This window comes from Saccharopolyspora gloriosae (genome assembly GCF_014203325.1).
In the GTDB taxonomy this organism is placed as follows: Bacteria; Actinomycetota; Actinomycetes; order Mycobacteriales; family Pseudonocardiaceae; genus Saccharopolyspora_C; species Saccharopolyspora_C gloriosae.
In genome coordinates this window covers 2,846,125-2,869,758 of sequence record NZ_JACHIV010000001.1, presented here as the reverse complement: position 1 = coordinate 2,869,758, position 23,634 = coordinate 2,846,125, and the positions used below count along the sequence as shown (strand labels likewise).

The following is a 23,634-nucleotide window of genomic DNA, read 5'->3' as shown; positions in this document are numbered from 1 at the left end:
CAGTGCCGTGGAAGCCGACAAACCGTCCGCAGGCAGTGCGGAACCGGAGCCCGAATTAAGCAGGCAGCCGACGCGCACCGGCGCGCGGGTGTGGCGGGCCGGGCGCCTGGAGTCGATGCCCATCCGGCCGCTGCCCGACGCACCGCCCTCGATCCACCTGCTCGGCCCGACCGTGTTCCTGGTGGCGCTGGGCGTGGGCATGGGCGAGTCCTACATGTGGCCGCGGCTGGTGCTGGTGTTCGGCCCGGAGATCCGCTGGCTGTTCCTCATCGGCGTCACCTTGCAGGCCGTGGTGATGCTGGAGATGGCGCGCTGGGCGATGGCCACCGGCGAGAGCATCTTCAGCGGAGCGGCCCGGATCGCGAAGCCGCTGATGTGGTTCTTCTTCGTCACCGCGATCGCCGTCTACATCTGGCCGGGGCACCTCTCCGCGGGAGCCGCGGCGCTGGAGGAGATCACCGGGGTGCCCTGGGTGCTGTCGGCCTGCGTCGGGCTGGTGCTCGTGGGCGTGGTGTTCAGCCTCGCGAAGGTGATCTACCCGCTGCTGGAGAACGTGCTCAGCGTGCTGATCGGCCTGCTCGTGGTGGGGACCAGCGTGGTCGCCGCGATGGCGGGCAACCTGGCGGACCTCGGCAGCACACTGGCGGGGATGCTGCACTTCGGCTACTTCCCGGCCGAGGCGATGTCGCCGACCTGGTTCCCCATCGTGGTCGGCTCCATCGCGTTCGCCGGGCCGTCCGGGATGCAGCAGATGTGGTACACGCTGCACCTGCGGGACAAGGGGGCCGGCATGGGCGCGCACATCCCCCGCATCCGCGGGCTCCGGCACGCCGCCGACGAGGAGACGATGCCCTCGCGCGGCTTCATGTTCGACACCGACGACCCGGCCGAGCTGGACAAGTGGCGGGGCTGGCGGCGCTGGGTCACCTTCGACGCGCTGCTGCTGTTCTGGGGCGTGACGATGCTCGTCACGATCTCGTTCACCGTGCTCGCCCAATCCGCGGCCCGGCAGAACCCGGGGGTGCGCGGGCTCATCGAGTCCGGCGAGCGGGAGGCCGCGATCAGCGCGATGGCGGACGCGTTCTCCGCGGCGGGCGGTTCCTGGATGGGCACCGTGTTCCTCGGCTTCATCGCGCTGATCGGGCTGAACGCCACGCTCGGGCTGTTCGACTCGTTCTCCCGCGGGCAGGCCGACATGACCTACCACTTCGTCCCGGGGGCGCGGCGGCTGCGGCTCTCGCACCTGTACGCGGGATTCCTGTGGGGCGTGATCATCTTCGGGATCCTCGTCCTGCTGTTCGGCCCCGCCGACGGTCCTGGCGCGATCCTGGACGTGCTGGCGTTCCTGTCCACGTTCGCGATGGGCGCGTACTGCGTGGTGCTGCTGCTGGTGAACAACCGGCTGCTGCCGAGGCCGATCCGGCCGAAGTGGTGGAGCAACGCGATCATCGGCTTCGGCGCCGTGTTCTACCTCGGCATGCTGTTCTACAGCCTGTTCCGGTTCGGCGTGGTGGTGAGCTGATGCCGTTCCGGGAGAGCGCTCCGATCGCGGTGCCCGGCGCGGTGATCGGTGCGGTGGCGGGCGCGTTCGCCGGGCCGCTGGCCTCCCTCGCGCAGCAACCGCCGTGGTGGACGGCCGTGACGACGCTCGCCCTGGTGCTGCCGCTGGCGTTGTCCGGCGGCGGCCACGGGCTGCTGCTGGCCGCTGGGCTGCTGCGGCCGGGGATGTTCGCGCCGGCCGCCGCGTATTGGCTGGTGGCGTTCCCGCTGGCCCGGTTGCTGCACGAGACGATCACGTGGTGGGTGCTGAGCGGCTCGCCCGGCCTGCGCGAGCCGCTCGCGGGCTTCCTGGCGTACCAGGCGCTGATCGGCACCGGTTTCGCGATCGGCTTCGTCTGGTTGCACGAACGCCTCGCCCCGCACTGGTTCCTGCGGCTGGCCGCGCGCAACGCGCTCGCCGACGCGCTCGCCGCCCACTACGTCCGCCAGGCCGGTCGGCCCCGGGCGCACACCCGCCGCGCCGACGGGCGCTGAGCGGCCCGTCAGTCCACCCGCTGCCGCTGCCGTGGCAGCGGAGTGCTCTGCTCCTGCTCGACCGATTCGTCCTGCCGCGCGGCCGATTCGACGGCCGCGGCCGTCACCAACCCCAGCATGCGGCCGTCCGCGGCGTAACCGCGCGGCATCCGCGCGACCGCTCGCGCCAGCTTCCGCAGTCCTCCCATGAGTGCTCACCTCCCGTTCCGCAACACTGCATACAGTCTGCACTATCCCGGAGATCGGGGAAGCCGCCGAACCGGCATGCGCGAGCTCACACCATCGGCCCAGAACGGCACTAGAACCGCGCGGGAGCTGTGAGTCCGCCGACACCGGTGGCGACCAGCGGGCGCGCGCCTCGTAAGCTAGGGGATTCCGGCCTCGTCAGTCCCCCGAGCGGGGCCGGAATCCCCGATCTCAGGATTCCCCATGGCACCACCCGGACCGCCCCAACCGCAGCAGCCGCACGGCGTCGACCACTACGACGCCACCTTCGCCCGCGACCTGCGCTGGTCGCAGCGACTGCGCGAACAGCTAGACGAACTCCCCACCACCCCTGGCCCTGATCTCGACTGAGACATCCTTTCGGAATGATCTTTTGCTCGTTGTCCTGTCAGCGGCGAAACCGCTGAGCAGCGACCAGCCCGAGCAAGACGACCACCGGCGGGTTCTCGGCGGCTTCCTCGCGAGGACGGCGATGTCGCCGTGTATCGGACATACATCAGAAATCGATCCCGCAGCGAGGAAGCCGCTGAGGTTCCGCTGAGCGACCAGCTACGCGGGCCGTCCTGTCAAGGCCCCGCAGTCGGGCCTGCGTCGACGCCGAGTTGCTCGGCGATCAGTCGCAGGAGGCGTTCGGGGTCGACGGGCTTGGTCACGCATTCGGTGGCTCCGGACGCGAGGCTGCGCTCGCGGTCGCCGTGCATCGCCTTCGCCGTCACCGCGATGATCGGCAGGTCCCGGTGGCGCGGGATGCGCCGGATGGTGCGGATCGTGGAATTCCCGTCCAGCTCCGGCATCATCACGTCCATCAGCACCACGGACACGTCGTCGTGCTCCTGCAGCGCGCCCAGCCCGGCGATGCCGTTGTCCACGTACACCACGCGCAATCCGTGCTGCTCCAGCAGCGCGGTCAGCGCGTAGACGCTGCGCGGATCGTCGTCGACCACGAGCACCTTCTGCCCGCCGAAGCGCAGGAATCCCGCCGCACCGTTCTCCGCTGCGGACCCGTTCTCGGGGGCGACGAGCGGACCGGTGTCCATCGAGGACTCCCACTCCGGCATCGGCGGGTCGATCCCCTCGGCGGCGACGTCGAACTTGACCTCCGCGCTGATCGGCGGGGGTGGCGACGCCGGTTCCTGCGGTGACTCCACCTCGGCGACCGCCTCCGGTCCCGGCTCCGGTTGCTCGTCCCGCTCAGGGAACTCCGCGGGCAGGTGCAGCGTGAACGTGCTGCCCTGGCCCGGTTCGCTTTGCACCGTGAGCTCGCCGCCGAGCAGCGCGGTCAGCTCGCGGCTGATGGACAGGCCGAGCCCGGTGCCGCCGAACTCGCGCACGATCGTGCCGTCGCCCTGCTGGAACGCCTCGAAGATGCGGTTGAGCTTCCCCGCGGGCACCCCGATCCCGGTGTCCTGCACCGAGAACGCCACCAGCTCCGGCTGCGCCCGCAACGCCGGATCGGCCGTCGCCGCCGGGTCGCCGCGCTCGATGCGCAACCGCACCGACCCGTGCTCGGTGAACTTCACCGCGTTCGACAGCAGGTTGCGCAGGATCTGCTCCACCCTGCTCTGGTCGGTGAACAGCCGCGCCGGCGCCGAATCCGCCACCGCCGCCTCGAAATCGAGCCCCTTGTCCGCGGCCAGCGGCCGGTACTGCGACTCCAGGTGCCGGGCCAGCTCCGCCGGATCGACGTCCTCCGGCAGCACAGTCATGTGTCCAGCCTCCACTTTGGACAGATCCAGCACGTCGTTGATCAGCGCCAGCAGGTCGCTGCCCGCGGCGTGGATGGTGTTGGCGAGTTCCACCTGCTGATCGGTGAGGTTGCCGTCGACGTTGTCGGCCAGCAGCTTCGCCAGCAGCAGCGAGCTGTTCAGCGGCGTCCGCAGCTCGTGGGACATGTTGGCCAGGAACTCCGACTTGTAGGCCGACGCCAGCGACAGCTCGCTCGCCCGCTCCTCCAGCTGCTGGCGGGCCTGCTCGATCTCGCTGTTCTTGATCTCGATGTCCCGGTTGCGCGCGGCCAGCTGCTCGGCCTTCTCCGCGAGCTCCGAGTTGGAGCGCTGCAACTCGTTCTGCTGGTGCTCCAGCTGTTCGGACCGCGCCCGCAACTCCCGCGCCAAGTGCTGGGACTCGGCCAGCAGCGCCTCCGTCCGGGAGTTGGAGACGATCGTGTTCACCTCCACGCCGATCGTCTCCTGCAACCGCTGCAGCAGATCCAGGTGCAGCGCGCTGAACTCGTGCACCGAGGCGAGTTCCAGCACGGCCAGCACCTGGTCCTCGAACAGCACCGGCACCACCACCACGCCGACCGGGGTCGCGGTGCCCAGCCCGGAACTGATCCGCAGGTACTGCGGCGGCGTCTCCCGCACCAGGATCGTGGTGCGATCGGCGGCGGCCTGGCCCACCAGCGACTCACCCAGCTCGAACCGCTCCGGGGTGTCGGTGCGCGGCAGGCCGTAGGTGGCGGTGCGGGTCAGCACCGGGCCGTCGTCGTCGCCCTGCGCCAGGTAGAACGCCCCGTACTGCGCGGAGACCAGCGGCACCAGCTCCGTCATGATCAGCGCGGCGAGCGCGCGCAGCTCGCCGCGGCCCTGCATCAGCCCGGACAGGCGCGTCAGGTGCGTCTTGAGCCAGTCCTGCTCCTCGTTGGTGCGGGTCGTCTCCGCGAGGTTCGAGATCATCGCGTTGATGTCGTCCTTGAGCTCGGCGACCTCGCCGCTGGCCTCGACGGTGATCTGCCTGGTCAAGTCCCCGCTGGTCACCGCGTTGGCCACGCCCGCGATCGCCCGGACCTGCGTGGTGAGGTTGCCCGCGAGCCGGTTCACGCTCTCGGTCAGGCGCCGCCACGTCCCGGAGACGTCGGCGACCTCGGCCTGGCCGCCGAGCTTGCCCTCGGTGCCGACCTCTCGGGACACCCTGGTCACCTCGCCCGCGAAGGCGGAGAGCTGGTCGACCATCGTGTTGATGGTCGTCTTGAGCTCCAGGATCTCGCCCTGGGCGTCCACGTCGATCTTCTTGGACAGGTCGCCCTGCGCCACCGCCGTCGTCACCTGGGCGATGTTGCGCACCTGGTTGGTCAGGTTGCGCGCCATCAGGTTCACGTTGTCGGTCAGGTCCTTCCACGTCCCCGCCACGCCCGGCACCCGCGCCTGCCCGCCGAGGATGCCCTCGGTGCCGACCTCGCGGGCGACCAGCGTGACCTGCTCGGCGAACGCGCCCAGCGTCTCGACCATCCCGTTGATCGTCGCGGCCAGCGCGGCGACCTCCCCCTTGGTCTCCACGGTGATCTTCTTCGACAGGTCGCCGCCCGCCACGGCCGCGGCCACCGCGGCGATGTTGCGCACCTGGGTGGTGAGGTTGTCGGCCATGATGTTGACGTTGTCGGTGAGGTCCTTCCAGGTGCCGCCGACGCCGGACACCCGCGCCTGCCCGCCGAGCTTGCCCTCGGTGCCGACCTCGCGGGACACCCTGGTCACCTCGTCGGCGAACGCGGAGAGCTGGTCGACCATGGTGTTGAGCGTGTTCTTCAGCTCCAGGACCTCGCCGCGCGCGTCCACGTCGATCTTCTGGGTCAGGTCGCCGCGCGCCACCGCCGTGGCCACCTGGGAGATGTTGCGGACCTGCGCGGTGAGGTTGTCGGCCATCAGGTTCACCGAGTCCGTCAGGCCGCGCCAGGTGCCCGCCACCCCCGGCACCTGCGCCTGCCCGCCCAGCCTGCCTTCGCTGCCGACCTCGCGGGACACCCTGGTCACCTCGTCGGCGAATTCCGAGAGCTGGTCCAGCATCGAGTTGAAGGTGTCCTTGAGCTCCACCAGCTCCCCGGAGACCTCGACGGTGATGCGCCTGCTCAGGTCGCCGCGCGCCACCGCCTTCGCGGCCTGGGAGATGTCGCGGACCTGACCGGTGAGGTTCGCGGCCATCCGGTTCACCGCGTCGGCCAGCTCCCACCAGGTGCCCACCAAGCCAGGCACCTGCGCCTGCCCGCCCAGCCTGCCCTCGGTGCCGATCTCCCCGGCGACCCGGCTCACCTCGGAGGCGAACAGCGACAGCTGGTCGAGCAGGTCGTTGACCGTCGAGGCCACGTCGCCGAAGCCGCCGGGCAGCCGGTCGTCGGCGCGGCGCGGCATCCGCTGCGTCAGGTCACCAGCCGCGACCGCGCCCAGCACCCGGCTGAGCTCGCCCGCCGGGCGCAGCAGCGCCTCCAGGAGTTCGGTGACGGCCTGTTCGGCGCCTTGCCAGCCCCCGGTGCCGCCGAAGCTCACGGGCGGCTGCGGCCACTCGCCGCGCACGGCCGCCGCGGTGACCCGCCGCAGCTCGGTGATCAGGTGCTGCTCGCGGTCGGCGAGTTCGTTGAACGCCGCGGCGAGTTCCGCGTCGGGGCCCGCCACGGCGAGCCTGCGCCGGAAGTTGCCGTCCCGCAGGTCCCGTAACCCGGCGAGCAGCCGTTCGCGCCCAGGATCAGCGGTCACCGCGTCAGTCCTTGCCCCGGGTGCCGCGGTCGAGCCGCAGTTCGGTCGCGAGCACCGCCGCCTCGCTGCGGTGGCGCATCGCGAGCTTCGCCAGCATCTGCGAGACGTAGTTCTTGATCGTCTTCTCGGCGAGGTACATCCGCTGGGAGATCTCGCGGTTGGTCAGGCCCTCGCCGATGAGCTCCAGCACTTCCCGTTCCCGCGAGGTCAGCTCCCGCAGCGGGTCCGCGCGCTCCTGCTCCCGGCGCAGCCAGGACAGCATCGCCTCGGTCTTCTTCGGGGTCAGCAGCGACCGCCCGGACCCGACGGTCCGCAGCGCGCTGAGCAGCTCCTCGCTGACCACGCCCTTGAGCACGAAACCCGCGGCACCGGCCAGGATCGCGTCCAGCAGCGCCTCGTGATCGTCGAACGAGGTGAGCATCAGGCACCGCAGTTCCGGCTGCTGCGAGCGCAGCTCCCGGCACAGCTCGACGCCGTTGCCGTCGGGCAGCCGCACGTCGAGCACGGCCACGTCCGGCCGGTGCTGCGGCACCAGTGCCAGCGCTTCGGCCGCTGATGCCGCCTCACCGATCAGTTCGAGTTCCGAATCGGATTTCACCAGGGCCGCCACGCCCCGCCGGATCACTTCGTGGTCGTCGACCACGAACACACGTATCGCCATCTCGCTCGCCGGCTCCCCTCGTGGATCACTGCGGACACCAGGGCATTGACCAGCATAAACGGGAAGGCTCGTTACGCACCTGGCGCCGAGTGGCGACGATCTCGCAAGGGGAACCCTGGCGTCGGCGCCACGGCGGTGCCGCTCGCGCCTGGAGTGAGCCTGCCCGAGTACCAGGAAAGCTGGCACTGCTCTCGGCAGAAGTCGTCGGACGGGCTAGAGGACGGGATCGGTTCGCGGCAACTCGCACAGAACATCATCGCTGCACCGCCTCCACGGAGAAGGTTCGTGCACGTCAGTGCACCTCCCACGTGTTCCGCTGAGGTTGCGGTCAGGTCACGGAACGCATCACCGCAGTTCAGAGCCCTCCGCCTACGCCCGTCCGGCGCGCAGGCAGTCGGGTGCGGCCAGCGGCGCGCTCACCGCGTCCCGGCACGTCGAGCGGCCTGGCCGTGCTCGACGATCCCGATCCACGCCGTCCTGGTTCAAGCAGTGCCGGTGGTCCGGACCGCGGTCCCTCACCGCAGGGCGTAGACGCTCTCGACGAAGTGCGCGAGCTGGTCGTCGGTGATGTTCCTGGCGAGGTCGGCCTCGCTGATGATGCCGACGAGCCGGTGGTGGTCGATCACCGGCACTCGCCGGATCTGGTGGGTCTCCATCATCATGAGCACTTCGGTCGTCTCGGCGTCGGCGGAGACCCAGTGCGGGGTGCCGGCCGCGAGCTCGCCCGCGGTCACCGACGCCGGGTCCCGTCCCTCCGCGCAGCAGTGCAGCACGATGTCCCGATCGGTCAGCATGCCGCGCAACCGGTCGTCCCGGCCGCAGATGGGCAGCGACCCCACTCCCAGGTCGCGCATCATCCTGGCAGCCACCTGCAGGCTCTCGTCCTCACCCACGCAGCGGGCTCCCGCGTGCATGATCTCGCGCGCCATCATGAGCTTCTCCTTCCGGCTCGGACCGAACGCGGCCCACCTCGCCGCGCGGCTCAGGATTCCCGCATCAGGCGGTCGAACGCCTCGTTCGCGTGCGCCCAGACCGCGGTGAGCACCCCGTCGGACCCCTCGGCGCCCGGCGGGGCGTCGATGGCGACGACGAAGCCGGGCTCGGCCACCCTGCGTCGCAGGAAGACCAGGTGCCCCGCGCGGGAGCGGCCCATCCGCTCGCCGTTGTCCCGCGCCACGCTCTGCCCGGGAACCAGTTCGGAGGTATCGGTGTCGGCCATGCTCTCCGTTGTAGTCACTTCCGCGCGCAGCCGCAGGCCAACGACGATGCGTGTGCGGTAGCGGCGCAGCAGTGGTGCGCTGGTGGTGCGAGAGGCGCCCCGGACCGCGCGGTCGCGGGGCTGATGCGGCGAACAGGAGCACTCGATGGCAACCGAAGAAGTCGACGCGGTCGTGATCGGCATGGGCCCGGGAGGCGAGGACGTCGCGGGGCGCCTGGCCACCGCCGGGCTGGACGTCGTGGCCGTGGAGTCCCGCCTGGTCGGCGGGGAATGCCCGTACTACGCGTGCATTCCGACGAAGATGATGGTGCGCGCCGCGGACGCGCTCGGCGAAGCCCGGCGAGTCCCGGAACTGGCCGGTTCCGCCACGGTGCGGCCCGATTTCACACCGGTCGCCGACCGGATCCGCGACGAGGCCACCACCGGCTGGGACGACACCGCCGCCGTGGAGCGGTTCGAGCGCACCGGCGGGCGGCTGGTCCGCGGCCGCGGCCGGATCACCGCCCCCGGCGAGGTCACCGTCACGACGGACTCCGGGCCGCGGACCTTCCACGCGCGCAGGGCGATCGTGCTCAACCCGGGCACCGAGCCCAACGTGCCGCCGATCGACGGCCTCGCCGACACCCCGTACTGGACGAACCGGGACGCGGTCGCCGCGCGGACGGCTCCGGAATCGCTGCTGGTGCTCGGCGCGGGACCGGTGGGGCTGGAGTTCACCCAGGTCTTCGCCCGCTTCGGCAGCGCCGTCACCGTCGTCGAGACCGGTGAGCGGATCCTCGGCCCCGCCGAACCGGAGGCGTCGGAGGTCCTGGAGCGGGTGCTGCGCGCCGACGGCGTCGACGTGCGCTGCGGGGCGGGCGTGCGGCGGGTGTCGCACTCCGACGGCCGGTTCCGCGTCGAGTTCGACGAGGGCGATCCCGTCGAGGCGGAACGGCTGCTGGTGGCCACCGGCAGGCGGACCGACCTCGCCGCGCTGGGCGTGGGTGCGGTCGGGCTCGACGAAGCCGCCCGCACGATCCCCGTGGACGAACGGCTGCGCGCCGCCGACGGCGTGTGGGCGATCGGCGACGTCACCGGCCACGGCGCGTTCACCCACACCTCGGTGTACCAGGCGCCCATCGCCGCGGCCGACGTCCTCGGCGAGCAGGGTCCCGCCGCCGAGTACCGCGCGGTCCCCTCGGTCACGTTCACCGATCCCGAGGTCGGCATGGTCGGGCTCACCGACAAGGCGGCCACCGACCGGGGCCTGCGGGTGCGCACCGGCATCGCGCATATCCCGTCCGCGGTGCGCGGCTGGATCCACCGGGCCGGCAACGACGGGCTGATCAAGGTGGTGGCCGACGCCGACCGCGACGTGCTCGTCGGCGCGACAGCCGTCGCCCCCGGCGGCGGTGAGGTCCTGGGCGCGCTGGCCGTCGCGGTGCACGCCGAGGTCCCGCTCGCCGTGCTGCGCCGGATGATCTACGCCTATCCGACGTTCCACCGCGCGATCAGCTCGGCGATCGACGACCTCGACGCGTCGTAGCCGGTTTCAACCCGCGCCGCGGCGGGGAGGCCGGAGGGCGCAACCGCTCGGCAGGAGGCCATGTGACCTACGTGATCACCGAACCGTGCGTGGACGTGCTCGACCGGTCCTGCATCGACGAGTGCCCGGTCGACTGCATCTACGAGGGCGGCCGGATGCTCTACATCCACCCCGACGAGTGCATCGACTGCGGTGCCTGCGAACCGGTGTGCCCGGTGGAGGCGATCTACGACGAGGACGACGTGCCCGACGAGTACCAGGCCTACACCCAGGCCAACGCAGAGTTCTTCACCGAGCTCGGCTCTCCCGGCGGCGCGGCCGAGGTGGGAAAGGTCGACCGCGACGTCCCGCCCGTCACGACCCTGCCCAAGATGGCCGACTGACGCGCCCGGCGCCCGCGCACCCGTACGATGGATCAGCACGGCGGGCGCACCGGATCTCCTGGCGGTGCCCCCGGCCCGCGTGCCGCGGGCACCAGCCGACACGACGGACGAGCCGGGGACGACGGGGCGCATGGGAACATCGGAACGCATCGGCACTCCCGCCGTCGCGACGGCGGGCGGCAAGCCCAGTTCGGTGCGCCGCGCCATCGACCAGATCCGCACGATGCTGCGCAGCCAGGAGATCCTGCCCGGCCAGTCGCTGCGCCAGGAGGCGCTGGCCGAACGGCTCGGGGTGAGCCGGGTGCCGGTGCGGGAGGCGTTGAAGGCCCTGGAGGGCGAGGGCGTGCTGCACCACCGGCCGAACGTCGGCTACACGGTGGCCCGGCTCTCCGCGGACGAGCTGCGCCAGGCCTACCTGATGCGGGCGGCGCTGGAAACGGTGGTGCTGCGCGAGATTCCGCGCCTGAGCGCCGAGCAGCTCGCCGAGCTCACCGCCCTCAACGAGCGCATCGCGGAGGCCGCCGCCGCTCCGGACGTGGCGCTGATGCTGGAGCTCAACCACGAGTTCCACTTCAAGGTGTTCCGCCATTCCGGGCTGAACCTGGTCGTGGACGAGATCGAGCGGGTGTGGCAGCGCACCGAGGTGTACCGGACCGTCTACCTCTACGACGAGGCCTCCCGGCGGCGCATCGTGCGCGAACACCGGCAGCTGATCACCGCGCTGCGCCGCGGCAGCACCGAGCGCGCGGTGGAACTCATGAACGCCCACCGCGACGCCACCCGCGACACCCTCGCCCCGGCCCTCGCCCCGCCCACCTGACCCCTCCGAACCGCGCCGCACCTGTTTCAACCCCGCGCAATTTCGCGAGATTTCGAAACACCCCCGCCACCAGATCAGCGGTTACACCACCAGTTCACAGCCGATTTCCCGGCTCCGCTGCGGAGTCCGGGCCGCGCAATTTCGCGAGAAATCTCGGGCAGGCCCCTCCGGTGCACGGACCGGCCCGAGACGGGCTCGGAGCAGTTCGGTGGGCGCTGGTCGTTCTGGTGGATTGCATTCAATTTTGCATGGACTTCGCCTGAAGTGACGTGGTTCACTCCGTCTGCGCACGACGGCGTGGGCGACGGGAGGCGGCATGGCGGACCTGGAATACGGAGTCTCCGAGGGCGTGGGCACGATCCTGCTCAACCGCCCGGAGCGCAAGAACGCGTTCACCTTGCAGATGGTCGACCAGTGGGCGCAGGCGATCCGCGAGGCCCGCGCCGACCCCGACGTGCGGGTGCTCGTGGTCACCGGCGCCGGGGACGCCTTCTGCTCCGGGGTCGACCTCGACGACTTCACCGGCGAGCGGAAAACCGTGCTGCAGAACAAGACCGTGCTCACCGAGCGCGTGCACCAGGTGGCGCTCGCACTGGAGGACATGGACAAGCCGGTGCTCGCGTCGGTCAACGGCGTCGCGGTGGGCGCGGGCATGGACATGGCGCTGATGTGCGACATCCGGCTGATCTCGGAGTCCGCGCGGTTCTCCGAGGGCTACGTGCGAGTGGGTCTGGTACCGGGTGACGGCGGCTGCTACTTCCTGCCCCGGCTGGTGGGCACCGCGAAGGCGCTGGAGTTGTTGTGGACGGGGGATTTCGTGGACTCCGCCACGGCCGTCGAGCTCGGCATCGCCAGCTACCGCTACCCGGACGCCGAGCTGCCGGAACGGACCGCCGAGTTCGCGCGCAAGCTCGCCGCGGGCCCGCCGGTGGCCGTCCGGGCGATCAAGCGCGCGCTGTACCAGTCCGCGCGGTGCGACCTGCGCACCTCGTTGGACCTGATCTCCTCGCACCAGGCGATCGTGCAGTCCACCGAGGACTCCGCTGAAGCGCTCAGCGCGTTCCGCGAGAAGCGCCGGCCCGGCTTCCAGGGCCGGTGACGTCCACTGTGGAACCTCTGCTGAACCCCGCTGCGGTGGCGGTCGTCGGAGCCTCCGAGCGCAAACCGATGGCCGCCAGGCTGACCCGGTTCCTGATCGACGACGGCTTCACCGGCGCGATCCACCCGGTGAACCCGCGATACGAGCAGGTGCACGGCCTGCCCTGCTACCCGGCGCTGGACCGATTACCCGGCCCGGTCGACCTGGTGCTGATCATGGTGCCCGCCGGCCAGGTGGCCGAGGCCGTCGCCGAGTCCGCGCGGGCCGGCGCCCGGCTGGCGATCGTGCTGTCCTCCGGGTTCGCCGAGGTCGGCCCGGACGGCGCCGCGCTCCAGCGGGAGCTGGCGGACACGGCGCGGCGGTGCGGAATCCGCGTCCTCGGGCCCAACTGCCAGGGACTGCTCTACCGGCCCGCCGCGTTGACCGCGACGTTCAGCTCCGGCGCGGGCCTCCCCTCCGCGCCACCCGCCGAGACCGGCGGCATCGCCTACGTCGGCCAGAGCGGAGCGCTCGGCGGCAGCGTGCTGGGCATGGCGGCCGACCGGGGCGTCGGGCTCACCGCGTGGATCTCCGTCGGCAACCAGGCCGACCTCACCGCGACCGAGGCGACCGCGCTGCTGCTGGAGGACCCGGCGATCCGGGTGCTGGCCTGCTACCTGGAGCAGTTGCCGGACGGAGCGGAGTGGACCCGGTTGACCGGCCGGGCCGCCGAGCTGGGCAAGCACCTGGTGGTGCTGCGCTCCGGGCGTTCGGCAGCGGGGCAGCGCGCCGTCGCCTCGCACACCGGGGCGCTGGTCCGCTCCGGCGCGGCGTTCGACCTCGTCGCGGAACGCTCCGGGGCGGTGCTGGTGGACGACGTCGACGAGCTGCTGGACACGGCGATCGCGCTCGGCGGCCCGCGCCCGTCGGACGGACGGATCGGGGTCGTCACCAGCTCCGGCGGCGCCGGTGGTCTCGCCGCCGACCAGGCCGAGCCCACCGGCCTGCGGCTGCCGGAGCTCGATCAGTCCACACAGGACTCCCTCGCGCCGCTGATCCCGCCGTTCGGCAGCGTGGCGAACCCCGTGGACGTGACGGCGCAGGTGATCAACGACGCGAGCGCCCTCGGACAGGTCTGCGAGACCGTGGCCGCCGATGACGCGGTGGACGCCGTGCTGGTGCTGCTGACGACGCTCGGCGGACGCACCGCGGAGCAGATCGCCGAGTCGATCCTGCGGGCCTCCCGCGCCTGCGCCAAGCCGTACGTTGTGGCGTGGCAGTACTCGCACGCCGAGATCGCGGCACCTGCCGGGCGGTTGCGGCGAGCGGGGATTCCCGTCGTCTCGACGAGCAGCGCGGCGATCACCCTGCTCTCGCGGCTGCTGCCGCGCCACCGCCCCACCGTCGCCCCGATCGCCCCGCCGGGCTCAGCGGCGCACCCGCCCACCGGCACGCTCACCGAAGCCGCCGGTGCGCGGCTGCTCGACGCGCTCGGCGTGGTCCGGCCGCGCGGCGCGCTCGCCACCGACGCGGCTCAAGCCGAGGCAGCCGCCCGCGATCTGCGCGGCGAACTGGTGCTCAAGGTCCAATCACCCGACGTGGCGCACAAGACCGAGGTGGGCGGAGTCCTGCTCGGAGTGCCCGTCGCCGAAGCCGGTGCCGCCGCCGACCGCCTGCTGCGCGCGGTCCGGACCGCGGCGCCGCACGCCCGGATCGACGGGGTGTTGGTGCAGGAACTCGCGCCACCCGGCGTGGAACTGCTGGTCGGCGCACAAGGCGGCCGCGACGGCTACCCGCCGGTGCTCACCGTCGGCTTCGGTGGTGTCACCGCCGAGCTCTACGCCGACGTGGTCACCGCGCTCGCGCCGGTCGACGTGGCGGGTGCCGAGCGGATGCTGCGCGCGTTGCGCGGGGCTCCGCTGCTCACCGGCTTCCGGGGTAGCCCGCCCGTCGACCTGCGGGCGGCGGCGGCGGCGATCGCGGCGCTCTCGCAGGCCGCGGCCGTGTGGGGCGACCGCTTCGCCGAATTGGAGATCAACCCGCTGATCGTGCACACCGAGGGCGCCACCGCGGTGGACCTGCTGCTCACCGGCACGCCGAAGGACCGCGGATGAGCACGAAACAGCAACGACGACCCCACGTGCGGGCGGTGATCGGCGGCTCGATCGGCAACCTGGTCGAGTGGTACGACTGGTTCGTCTACGCCAGCTTCGCGCTGTACTTCGCCGGGCGGTTCTTCCCGGAGGGCGACGCGACGGCGCAGTTGATGAACACGGCGGCGGTGTTCGCGGTCGGTTTCCTGGCCCGCCCGCTCGGCGGGTGGCTGCTGGGCCGAGTCGCCGACCGGCGAGGCCGGAAGTTCGGGCTCACCTTGTCGGTGAGCATGATGTCGGTGAGCGCGCTGATGATCGCCGTCGCGCCCACCCACGACCGCGCCGGATACCTCGGCGCCGTCGTCCTGCTCGTCGCCCGCGTGCTGCAGGGCCTGAGCGTCGGCGGCGAGTACGCGGCCAGCGCCTCCTACCTCACGGAGGCCTCGCTTCGCGGGCATCGCGGGCTCGGTTCCAGCTTCCAGTACGTGTCGGTGACGCTGGGCCAGCTGCTGGGGCTGGCCGTGCTCATGGTGCTGCAGGCGACGCTGACCGAGGCGGAGCTGACGGCGTGGGGCTGGCGGATCCCGTTCATCATCGGGGCGGTCGCCGCGGTCGTGGTGTTCTACCTGCGCCGCGGCCTGCACGAGACCGACGCCTACCGGGAGGAAGCGGCGCACGACGACACCGAACGGCGCGGCACGATGCGGGAGGTGTGGCGGCACCGGCGGGCGGCGCTGCTGGTGTTCGCGCTGACCATCGGCGGCAGCGTCGCGTTCTACACCTACACGACCTACCTGACGAAGTACCTGGCGAACTCCGTCGGTCTGTCCAAATCGGACGCGACGCTGGTGATGTTCTGCGCGCTGTGCCTGTTCACCGTGCTGCTGCCGGTGGGCGGGGCGCTGTCGGACCGGGTCGGGCGCCGGCCGGTGCTGATCTTCTTCGGCGTCGGCACCACGCTGGGCACCTATCCGATCCTCACCGCGATGCAGCGCTGGCCGTCGGTCGGTGTCGCGCTGGCGCTGACGATGCTGGCGCTGACCGTCGTGTGCGGCTACTCCTCGGTGAACGCGTGCGTGAAGGCGGAGCTGTTCCCCACCAGCGTGCGCACGGTCGGCGTGGCGATCCCGTATTCGCTGGCGCAGGCGCTGTTCGGCGGCACCGCCGAGTACATCGCGCTGGCGTTCCGCGACGCGGGCCACGAGCACTACTTCTTCTTCTACGTCTCGGGATGCGCGCTGTTCTCGCTCGTCGTGTACCTGGCGATGCCCGAGACGCGGACCGCGGCGCTGAGCAGGACCGAACTCGACGCGGACGAGGAGCGGGTGGCATGACCGAACGCACCGAACTGCGCCGTCAGGTGCGCGACCTGTGCCGCAGCCGGCGGGACGAGGGACGTTACCGGCCGCGCGCGGACGCGTGGTTGCGCTCGTTCGACCTGGAATTCTCCCGAGAGCTGGCCCGGCACGGCTGGATCGGCATGACGTGGCCGCGCCGCGTCGGCGGCGCCGAGCGGTCCAATGTGGACCGATTGGTCGTCACCGAGGAGCTGCTGCGGGCCGGGGCACCGGTCGCGGCGCACTGGATCGGTGACCGCCAGATCGGCCCGTCGATCCTGCGGCACGGGACGCCCGAGCTGCAGCGGGAGATCCTGCCCGGCATCGCCTCCGGCGATCACGTGCTCTGCCTGGGCATGAGCGAACCCGAGGCCGGTTCCGACCTCGCCGCCGTGCGCACCACCGCCCGGCCCACCGCGGGCGGCTGGCGGGTCGACGGCCGCAAGATCTGGACGAGCCACGCGCACCGCGCCACGCACTCCTACCTGCTCGCGCGCACGGAGCGCACCGAGCGCAAGCACGACGGCCTCACCGAGTTCCTGGTGGACATGGACTCACCGGGCATCACCGTCACGCCGATCGTGGACATGGCGGGTTCGCACCACTTCAACGAGGTGGTGTTCGAGGACGTGTTCGTGCCCGCCGGCCGGGTCATCGGCGTGGCGGGCCAGGGCTGGCGGCAGGTCACCGAGCAGCTCGCCCACGAGCGCGGCGGGCCGGAGCGGGTGCTCTCGACGTATCCGGTGCTCGCCGGGCTGCTCACCGCGAATGCCGAGTGGGACGAGGGCCTGCTGGTGGAGCTCGGCGAGCTCGTCGCCCGGCTGGGCACGCTGCGGGCGATGTGCGTGCGAGTCGCCGAAGCGCTCGACACCGGCACCTCGCCGATCCGGGAGGCCGCGACGCTCAAGTACCTGGGCACCGAGTTCGAACGCGACGTGCTCGAATTCGCGCGCGGCGCGGCGGTTCCCGGGGTGCTCGCACCGGACGACCCGCTGGGCGAGGCGATCCTCGCCGCGCCGGGGTTCAGCATCCGCGGCGGCTCCTCCGAGGTGCTGCTGTCCATCCTCGCCAAGCAGGAGGCGCTGTGAACGACGCGCTGCTCGCGGAGGTCGCCGCCGACGTGCTCGGCTCCGCCACCCCGCAGGACGCCGGTGATCGACTGCCCGAGGTGTGGGCGACGATGGCCGAACTGGAGTGGCCGCTGGTGTCGATCCCGGAGAGCTCCGGCGGCGCGGGCGGGCGCCTCGCGGACCTGCTGGCGCTGGTCGGCGCGGTGGCCGAGCACGGGCTGAGCGCGCCGCTGGCGGAGGCCGCGCTCGCCCGCTGGGCGGTGGCCGCCGCCGGGCGCCCGGACCTGCCGGGGCTGGTGCTGCCCGCGTGGGAGGACGACACCGGCGTGCCGCGCGGCGCCGCCTGGGCGCGGCACGCGCGGAACCTGGTCGTGTGGCCGCGCACCGGTGCGCCGTACCTGGCCGACCTGGCCACCGCGCGCGTCTTCTGCGGCACGAACCTCGCCGCGGAACCGAGGGACACCGTCGTGGTGGGCGCCGACGCCCGCACCCCGCTGCCGGACGCACCCTCCCGTTCAGCGTCGGTGGACCGCGCCGCGCTGCTCAACGCCGCCGCGATCAGCGGGGCGGCGCGGGGAGCGCACGAGATCACCCGCCTGCACGTGACGCGGCGCGAGCAGTTCGGCCGCCCGCTGATCGCGCTGAAGGCGGTCGCGCAGTCGCTCGCCGGGATGCGCGCCGAGCTCGTGTCCGCCCAGGCGGCGCTGGACCGGGCCTGCGCCGCCCACACCGACGATCCGACCCGAGCACGCCCCGCGACCGCGGCGGCGAAGATCCGCGCGGCGCGGGCGGCGACCTCGATCGCGCGCGGCGCGCACCAGCTGCACGGCGCGATGGGCGTGACCCGGGAGCACTCGCTGCACCACGTCACCCGCAAGCTGTGGGCCTGGCGCGACGAGCACGGCACGGAACGCGCCTGGTCCACCTGGCTCGGCCGCACAACCGCCACCGCAACCGAAGACGAACTGTGGGACCACCTCACCGGCTGACCCCTTTTCGGCTCACCTACGTGGGGGTCGGGTGGCGGGACCTCACAACCTGTCTTTGATCTTGCATTTCCAGGTGAGCGGCGCCCTTGGTTCTTGTCTTGTCAGCGGCGAAGCCGCTGAGCAGCGCCCACCAAAGCAGGCCGACCACCCGCGGGTTCTCAGCGTTCTTCTCGCGAGGACAGCTTTTTCCCTCGTGGCGGAGCCACTAGGAAAAAACTGCCACACCGGCCAGGGGCGCAGCGAGAAGAACGCTGAGAACCCGCCACCCGACCACCCACGCAGATCAAAAACAGGCAAGGCAAGAGGTTCAGGGGGTCAGTTCGCGGCGGAGGTCTCGTTTGAGGACTTTTCCGGTGCTGGTGCGGGGGATCTCGCCGGTCCGCAGCGAGACCTGGTCCGGGACCTTGAACGCGGCCAAACGTTGCGCGACGTGCCGGCGCAGGTCGTCGGGATCGAGGTCGGCGCCGTCGCGGACCTGCACGATCGCGGCGACCTGCTCGCCGAGGTCCTGGTGCGGCACGCCGACCACGGCCGCGTCGGCGACGTCCGGGTGCTCGAACAGCGCGGCCTCCACTTCGGCGCAGTAGACGTTCTCGCCGCCGCGGATCACGATGTCCTTGAGCCGGTCCACCACCCGCACAAGCCCGTCGGTGACGTAGCCGAGGTCGCCGGTGCGGAACCAGCCGTCGACGAACGCCGCCGCGGTGGCCGTCGGGTCGTTCCAGTAGCCGCGCACGACGTTGGGGCCGCGGAACCAGAGCTCACCGATCTCCCCCGCTGGCACGTCCTCCTCCGTCGCGGGGTCGACGACGCGCAGGTCGGCGCCGGGCACGCAGCGGCCCACGCTGTCGGGGTGGGCGACGTACTCGGGGCCGCCGTTGTTCACGACGGCCGACGTGGTCTCGGTGAGCCCGTAGCCGTTGCCGGGCGCGACGTTCGCGGTGAACGAGGTGTGCACCAGCCCGACCAGGTCCGGCGGGATCGGCGCACCGCCCATGTTCACCGCTTCCACAGTGGACAGATCGCCCTCGGCGTGGCGGACGAGTTCGCGCAGCACGGTGGGCACTCCGGCGATGGTGTTGACCCGTTCCTCGCGCACCAGGCGGATCGCCTCGTCCGGTTCCCAGCGGTACATCGTCGCCAGCTTCCCGCCCGCCAACGTCGTCGAGCACAACCCGGACAGGCCCGCGATGTGGAAGATCGGGAACGTGAGCAGCACCGAAGGTCGGGTGTCCGGGTCGGGTTCCACGCCCGCCGCGGCCTGCAGCAGCCGCCGCCCCAACGCCATGTTCCACAGGTTCGTGCAGTGGTTGCGGTGGCTGGCCACGGCGCCCTTCGGTCGTCCCGTGGTGCCGGAGGTGTACATGATGGTGGCGTCGTCGTCCGGATCGACGACCACGTCCGGCAGCGCCGCGTCCGGGTCCAGCCCGGTGAGCAGTTCGTCCCAGCAGCGCACGCCTTCCTGCGGGCTGTCGCCGCGGACCTGCACGACGTCGAGTTCGCCGAAGTCCGGTGCGAGCCTGCCGACACGCTCGGCGTCCGCGAACAGCACCCGCGCACCGGAGTCCTCCAGCGCGAAGCGCAGTTCCGGCCCGGTCCACCACGCGTTGAGCGGTACCGCCACGAGCCCGGCGGCCTGCACCGCCCAGAAGATCGGCGCCCACTCCGGGTAGTTGCGCATGGCGATCGCGACCCGATCCCCTTGGCTGAGCCCGAAATCGGTCAGCAAGGTCGCCGCCAGCCCGGTCGCGACCCGCAGGTGCTCGGTGAACGTCCACCGCTGCTCGCCGAACACGAGGTAGTCGGCGTCGCCGTGCACCGCGGTGCTGAGCAGCACGTCGCGCAAGGTCTGCGGGCCGGTGGCGTAGATCCGCATCGGGATGCCGCGCACCTCGCGCGGAACCAGTTCGAACTCCCCGCCCGGCCCGGTGAACTCCGCCAGCAGACGTTCCCGATCCAGCATGCAGCGACTCCTCCCCGGTCCGCGTCGACCGGCCGGCACCACGATCATCCCCAGTCTGCGACACGAACCTCCCCCGAAACAGCCCCCGAACCGCCGCATCCCTTCCACACCGAACCGCGGATCACGAGCACACCCGAAGACTCACCGGAACCGGCCGGCTCAGAGCCACCTTGTGGTCATCCCAGGTGAGCGGCGTTGGTTCCTTGTCTTGTCAGCGGCGAAGCCGCTGAGCAGTGACCACCAAAGCAAAAAGACCACCCGCGGGTTCTCAGTGGCTTCCTCGCGAGGACAGCTTTTTCCCTCGTGGCGGAGCCACTTGGGAAAAAGATCCCGCAGCGAGGAAGCCACTGAGGTTCCGCCACCTGACCCCTACCCAGGCCAGGGACAACCTCTCACGGCCAAGGCGGGAGGTAGTCCGGGAAGTCGGTGGTGACCCTGCCTGGGAAGTCGGCGGGGCGCTTCTCCAGGAACGAGGACACGCCTTCGGCCGCGTCCGGGCTCGCGCCGAGGCCGTGGATGGCGCGGGAATCGAGGCGGTGCGCCTCGAAGGGGTTGTCCGCGCTGAGCATGCTCCACATCAACCGCCTGGTCGCGGCGACCGACACCGGAGCGGTGTTGTGCACGATCTCCGCCGCGAGCTCCCGCGCGGTGGCGAGCAGGTCCGCGGCCGGGACCACGCGGGAGACCAGGCCGCCGGACTTCGCCTCGGTCGCGTCGAAGATGCGGCCGGTCGCGGCCCACTCCATCGCCTGCGAGATGCCGACCAGGCGCGGCAGGAACCACGTGGAGGCCGCCTCCGGCACCAGTCCGCGGCGGGCGAACACGAACCCGAACCGGGCGGCCGCACCTGCGAGGCGGATGTCGGCGGGCAGCAGCATCGTCGCGCCCACCCCGACCGCGGCGCCGTTGACGGCGGCGATCACCGGTTTCTTCGATGCCGCGATGCGCAGCGAGCAGGTGCCGCCGCCGTCGCGCGGCACGCCGTCCTCGGTCAGGCCCGTCGCCCGCGACTCCGGGTCTCGGGAGTCGTAGTCGAACGTGCCCGCGCCGCTGCTGAGGTCGGCGCCGGCGCAGAACGCCCGTCCCGCGCCGGTGAGGATCACCGCGCGCACCTCGTCGTCGGCGTCGGTGGCGTCGAAGGCGCCGAGCAGTTCGCGGCGCATCACGTCGGTGAACGCGTTGAGCTTCTCGGGGCGGTTCAACGTGATCGTGGCGACCTGCTCGTGCACCTCGTAGGAAATCTGCTGGTAGGTCAACCCACACCTCACATCCGCGACGGAGCGTTCAACGGGAATTTCTTGCGGAACCCTGCTGATCCGGACGACGAGGACCGCTCGGCGGTGCTCGTCCGTCCACCACGCCCGCCAAGGCTGCCGCCGGAGTCGTGCGGGGACTACACGCCCATCAGGTCCGCCAGCCGCAGCCGCCGGTCCCGTTCCGAGCCGAAAAGGACCTCGGAGGTCTTGGCGCGCTTGTAGTACAGGTGCGCGTCGTGCTCCCAGGTGTAGCCGATGCCGCCGTGCAGCACGACACCGTCGGCCGCCGCCCGGAACGCGGCCGGAGCGCAGAAGACCTGCGCGACGGCGGCGGCGATCGGCAGCTCGTCCGGGTCCTCGTCGGCGGCCCACGCGGCGTGGCGCAGCACGGAGACCGCCTGCTCCCAGGAGCCGTGGAGGTCCGCCAGCGCGTGCTTCACGCCCTGGTAGGAGCCGATCCGCCTGCCGAACTGCACCCGGACCTTCGCGTACTCGGTGGTCATCTCCAGCACGCGGCGCATCCCGCCCACCTGCTCGGCGGCCAGCGCCACCGCGGCCAGGTCGTCCACGCTTGACCGCACCGCGTCCGGGTCGGCCGTGTCCAGTCGCGTCGCGCGAGCGCCCGAGAGGTCGAGCCGGGCGAGCCGCCGGGTCGGGTCGAGGGCGCGCAAGGTCGTGCGGTGCACTCCGGACGCCGTCGTGTCGAGGGCGAACCAGCCGGTGCCGTCCGGCGTCGCGGCGTGCACCAGCACCACATCGGCCACGTCACCGGAGATCACCGGTGCGAGCCTGCCGTCCAACCGCCAGCCACCGTCGCGTTCGGCGGCCTCGGCGCCGTGCGCGACGGTGCCGATGAGCTCCCCCGCCGCCAGCGGCGGCAGGTACCGCTCCCGCATCCCGACGTCGTCGACGGCGTTGAGCACGTCGACCGCCAGCACCGCCGAGGCGAGGAACGGGGACGGCACCAGCGTGGCGCCGAGTTCCTCCGCCACGACGGACCGCTCGACGTGCCCCGCGCCCGCTCCGCCGTGCTCCTCGGCGACGACGAGCCCGAGCACGCCGAGCTCCGCGCCGGCACGTCGCCACAGCACCCGGTCGAACCCGTCGGCGGTCTCCAGCACGTCCCGGACCCGCTCAGGCCCGGCCTGGTCGGCGAGGAAGTCGCGCACCGCCGTGCGCAGGTCCTCCTGCTGTCCGGTCAACACCAATCGCATGTGCGCACTCCCGGGTTCAGGTGGTTTCGCGTTGCGTGCCGACGCGGAGGTCGCGGAACGGCACGTCCCGATCGACCTGGGGTTCCTTGGGCAGGCCGAGGATCCGCTCGCCGATGATGTTGCGCTGCACGTTGTTCGTGCCACCGGCGATGCTGGAGGCGGGCACCGCGTTGATCGCCACCGCCAGTTCCTCCGCCGCCTCGTCACCGGGTTCCCAGGCCACCGCGTCGGTACCGGCGATCTCCCCGGCGGCGTGCAGGGCCTGCCACAGCAGCATGGCGCCGCCGAGCTTGCCCACCGAGCCGCGCGCGCCGGGTGGGGTCCCGGACTCCGCTTCCTGGCGCAGCCGGACGCTGAACAGCTCCAGCGCCCGCTCCGCCGCGTGCAGACCGGCGAGTTCGGCGCGCACCTGCGGGACGGCCGCGGTGCCGTTCTCACGCGCCAGCCGCGCCAGGTTCGCCGCACCCAGCGGCTCGTCGCGGCGCCGGGTGGCGCCGCCCAGCGAGACCCGCTCGTGGCCGAGCATCGTCACCGCCGCGCGCCAGCCCGCGCCGACCTCGCCGAGCACCGCGTCCGCGGGCAGCCGCACCTGGTCGAAGTGCACCTCGTTGAACGGGCTCCGGCCGGTCATGTCCCGCAACGGGCGCACCGCGACGCCCGGGGCGCGCATGTCCACGATGAACATCGTCAAGCCCGCGTGCTTGGGCACGTCCGGGTCGGTGCGGGCCAGCAGCGCGCCGAAGTCGGCGTGCCGCGCGCCGGAGGTCCACACCTTCTGGCCCGTGACGATCCAGTCCTCGCCGTCGCGCACGGCCTTCGTCCGCAGGCTCGCCACGTCCGATCCGGCGTCGGGTTCGGAGAACAACTGGCACCAGATCTCCTCACCGCGCAGCAGCGGCCGGACGTAGCGCTCCCGCTGCCGGTCGGTGCCGAGGTCGACCAGCGTCGGCCCGCACATCCCGAGGCCGATCACGAACGGCCCGGTCGGCAGGTCGTGCCCGGCGGCCTGCTCCCGGAACGCCTGCTCGTGGGCGGCGGTGGCGCCTTGGCCGCCGTACTCGGCGGGCCAGGTGATGCCGGCGAAACCGGCATCGTAGAGCGCGGCCTGGAATTCCCGCGCGACCGGGATCAGCTCGGCCGGCTCCAGCTCCGACCAGTTCGCGGGTATCGCCGAGTCCAGGAATTCCCCGGCCCTCCGGGAGAATTCGCCGAGCGAAGCGGCCTCGGCCGCCGCGCCGGATCCGGTCGGCTCCGTCATCTGCGCCACCGTCCCTGTCCGAAGTCCGTGCGGAACGTTCTTTCCG

General features: G+C 71.8%; 20 protein-coding genes. 11 read left to right on the top strand and 9 right to left on the bottom strand.

Going from position 1 to position 23,634, the window contains the following annotated elements:
- The first annotated feature begins 7 nt into the window (after positions 1-7).
- Positions 8-1,522, top strand: coding sequence for an Nramp family divalent metal transporter (locus tag BJ969_RS12695; protein ID WP_343071366.1), 1,515 nt, complete (start codon positions 8-10; stop codon positions 1,520-1,522).
- Positions 1,522-2,034 carry a hypothetical protein gene (locus BJ969_RS12690; protein ID WP_184479142.1) on the top strand — a complete coding sequence of 171 codons (513 nt, stop codon included), beginning with the start codon at positions 1,522-1,524 and terminating at the stop codon, positions 2,032-2,034. The genes BJ969_RS12695 and BJ969_RS12690 overlap by 1 nt, the downstream gene beginning before the upstream one ends.
- Positions 2,035-2,042: 8 nt before the next feature.
- Here BJ969_RS12690 and BJ969_RS12685 read toward each other — a convergent pair whose 3' ends face one another.
- On the bottom strand, positions 2,043-2,222 hold the full coding sequence (locus tag BJ969_RS12685) for a hypothetical protein (RefSeq protein WP_184479141.1): 180 nt from the start codon (positions 2,220-2,222) through the stop codon (positions 2,043-2,045).
- 241 nt (positions 2,223-2,463) lie between these two features.
- Here BJ969_RS12685 and BJ969_RS12680 point away from each other — a divergent pair, with 241 nt between their 5' ends.
- Positions 2,464-2,610 (top strand): hypothetical protein, encoded by a 147-nt coding sequence (locus BJ969_RS12680; protein WP_184479140.1) that lies wholly within the window; start codon positions 2,464-2,466, stop codon positions 2,608-2,610.
- Positions 2,611-2,825: 215 nt separating this feature from the next.
- Here the strand turns inward: BJ969_RS12680 and BJ969_RS12675 are convergent, their stop codons facing one another.
- The 4 genes from BJ969_RS12675 to BJ969_RS12660 all read right to left on the bottom strand — a co-directional run bounded on the left by BJ969_RS12675 (position 2,826) and on the right by BJ969_RS12660 (position 8,602).
- Positions 2,826-6,722, bottom strand: a complete 3,897-nt coding sequence (locus tag BJ969_RS12675) for a HAMP domain-containing protein (protein WP_184479139.1) — start codon at positions 6,720-6,722, stop codon at positions 2,826-2,828.
- Positions 6,723-6,726: 4 nt separating this feature from the next.
- A complete protein-coding gene (locus tag BJ969_RS12670; RefSeq protein WP_184479138.1) occupies positions 6,727-7,383 on the bottom strand; it encodes a response regulator in 657 nt (218 codons plus the stop codon).
- Between the two features lie 515 nt (positions 7,384-7,898).
- Entirely contained in the window at positions 7,899-8,315 is a 417-nt protein-coding gene (locus tag BJ969_RS12665; protein ID WP_184479137.1) for a CBS domain-containing protein, read from the bottom strand.
- A 50-nt stretch (positions 8,316-8,365) separates the two neighbouring features.
- Positions 8,366-8,602 carry a hypothetical protein gene (locus tag BJ969_RS12660; protein WP_184479136.1) on the bottom strand — a complete coding sequence of 79 codons (237 nt, stop codon included), beginning with the start codon at positions 8,600-8,602 and terminating at the stop codon, positions 8,366-8,368.
- Between the two features lie 145 nt (positions 8,603-8,747).
- Here BJ969_RS12660 and BJ969_RS12655 point away from each other — a divergent pair, with 145 nt between their 5' ends.
- From BJ969_RS12655 to BJ969_RS12620, 8 genes are all read left to right on the top strand, one after another.
- Positions 8,748-10,127: a dihydrolipoyl dehydrogenase family protein gene (locus tag BJ969_RS12655; protein WP_184479135.1), complete on the top strand. Its 1,380-nt coding sequence runs from the start codon at positions 8,748-8,750 to the stop codon at positions 10,125-10,127.
- Between the two features lie 62 nt (positions 10,128-10,189).
- Positions 10,190-10,510 (top strand): ferredoxin, encoded by a 321-nt coding sequence (fdxA, locus tag BJ969_RS12650; RefSeq protein ID WP_184479134.1) that lies wholly within the window; start codon positions 10,190-10,192, stop codon positions 10,508-10,510.
- Between the two features lie 130 nt (positions 10,511-10,640).
- The gene (locus BJ969_RS12645) at positions 10,641-11,330 is read left to right on the top strand and encodes a GntR family transcriptional regulator (RefSeq protein ID WP_184479133.1); all 690 of its coding nucleotides are present in this window, start codon (positions 10,641-10,643) and stop codon (positions 11,328-11,330) included.
- Positions 11,331-11,646: 316 nt separating this feature from the next.
- The gene (locus BJ969_RS12640) at positions 11,647-12,429 is read left to right on the top strand and encodes an enoyl-CoA hydratase/isomerase family protein (protein WP_184479132.1); all 783 of its coding nucleotides are present in this window, start codon (positions 11,647-11,649) and stop codon (positions 12,427-12,429) included.
- Positions 12,430-12,437: 8 nt separating this feature from the next.
- Positions 12,438-14,522 (top strand): acetate--CoA ligase family protein, encoded by a 2,085-nt coding sequence (locus BJ969_RS12635; RefSeq protein ID WP_221315800.1) that lies wholly within the window; start codon positions 12,438-12,440, stop codon positions 14,520-14,522.
- The gene (locus BJ969_RS12630; protein WP_184479131.1) at positions 14,519-15,835 is read left to right on the top strand and encodes an MFS transporter; all 1,317 of its coding nucleotides are present in this window, start codon (positions 14,519-14,521) and stop codon (positions 15,833-15,835) included. The genes BJ969_RS12635 and BJ969_RS12630 overlap by 4 nt, the downstream gene beginning before the upstream one ends.
- Entirely contained in the window at positions 15,832-16,926 is a 1,095-nt protein-coding gene (locus BJ969_RS12625) for an acyl-CoA dehydrogenase family protein (RefSeq protein WP_184479130.1), read from the top strand. The genes BJ969_RS12630 and BJ969_RS12625 overlap by 4 nt, the downstream gene beginning before the upstream one ends.
- Positions 16,923-17,897 carry an acyl-CoA dehydrogenase family protein gene (locus BJ969_RS12620; protein WP_184479129.1) on the top strand — a complete coding sequence of 325 codons (975 nt, stop codon included), beginning with the start codon at positions 16,923-16,925 and terminating at the stop codon, positions 17,895-17,897. Before BJ969_RS12625 ends, BJ969_RS12620 begins: the two co-directional genes overlap by 4 nt.
- A gap of 307 nt (positions 17,898-18,204) precedes the next feature.
- Here BJ969_RS12620 and BJ969_RS12615 read toward each other — a convergent pair whose 3' ends face one another.
- The 4 genes from BJ969_RS12615 to BJ969_RS12600 form a co-directional block, all read right to left on the bottom strand.
- Positions 18,205-19,860, bottom strand: coding sequence for a class I adenylate-forming enzyme family protein (locus tag BJ969_RS12615; protein WP_184479128.1), 1,656 nt, complete (start codon positions 19,858-19,860; stop codon positions 18,205-18,207).
- Positions 19,861-20,252: 392 nt separating this feature from the next.
- A complete protein-coding gene (locus tag BJ969_RS12610) occupies positions 20,253-21,116 on the bottom strand; it encodes a crotonase/enoyl-CoA hydratase family protein (protein WP_184479127.1) in 864 nt (287 codons plus the stop codon).
- Positions 21,117-21,253: 137 nt separating this feature from the next.
- Positions 21,254-22,330 carry an acyl-CoA dehydrogenase family protein gene (locus tag BJ969_RS12605; RefSeq protein WP_184479126.1) on the bottom strand — a complete coding sequence of 359 codons (1,077 nt, stop codon included), beginning with the start codon at positions 22,328-22,330 and terminating at the stop codon, positions 21,254-21,256.
- A gap of 16 nt (positions 22,331-22,346) precedes the next feature.
- The gene (locus tag BJ969_RS12600) at positions 22,347-23,588 is read right to left on the bottom strand and encodes an acyl-CoA dehydrogenase family protein (protein WP_184479125.1); all 1,242 of its coding nucleotides are present in this window, start codon (positions 23,586-23,588) and stop codon (positions 22,347-22,349) included.
- Between the last annotated feature and the right edge of the window lie 46 nt (positions 23,589-23,634).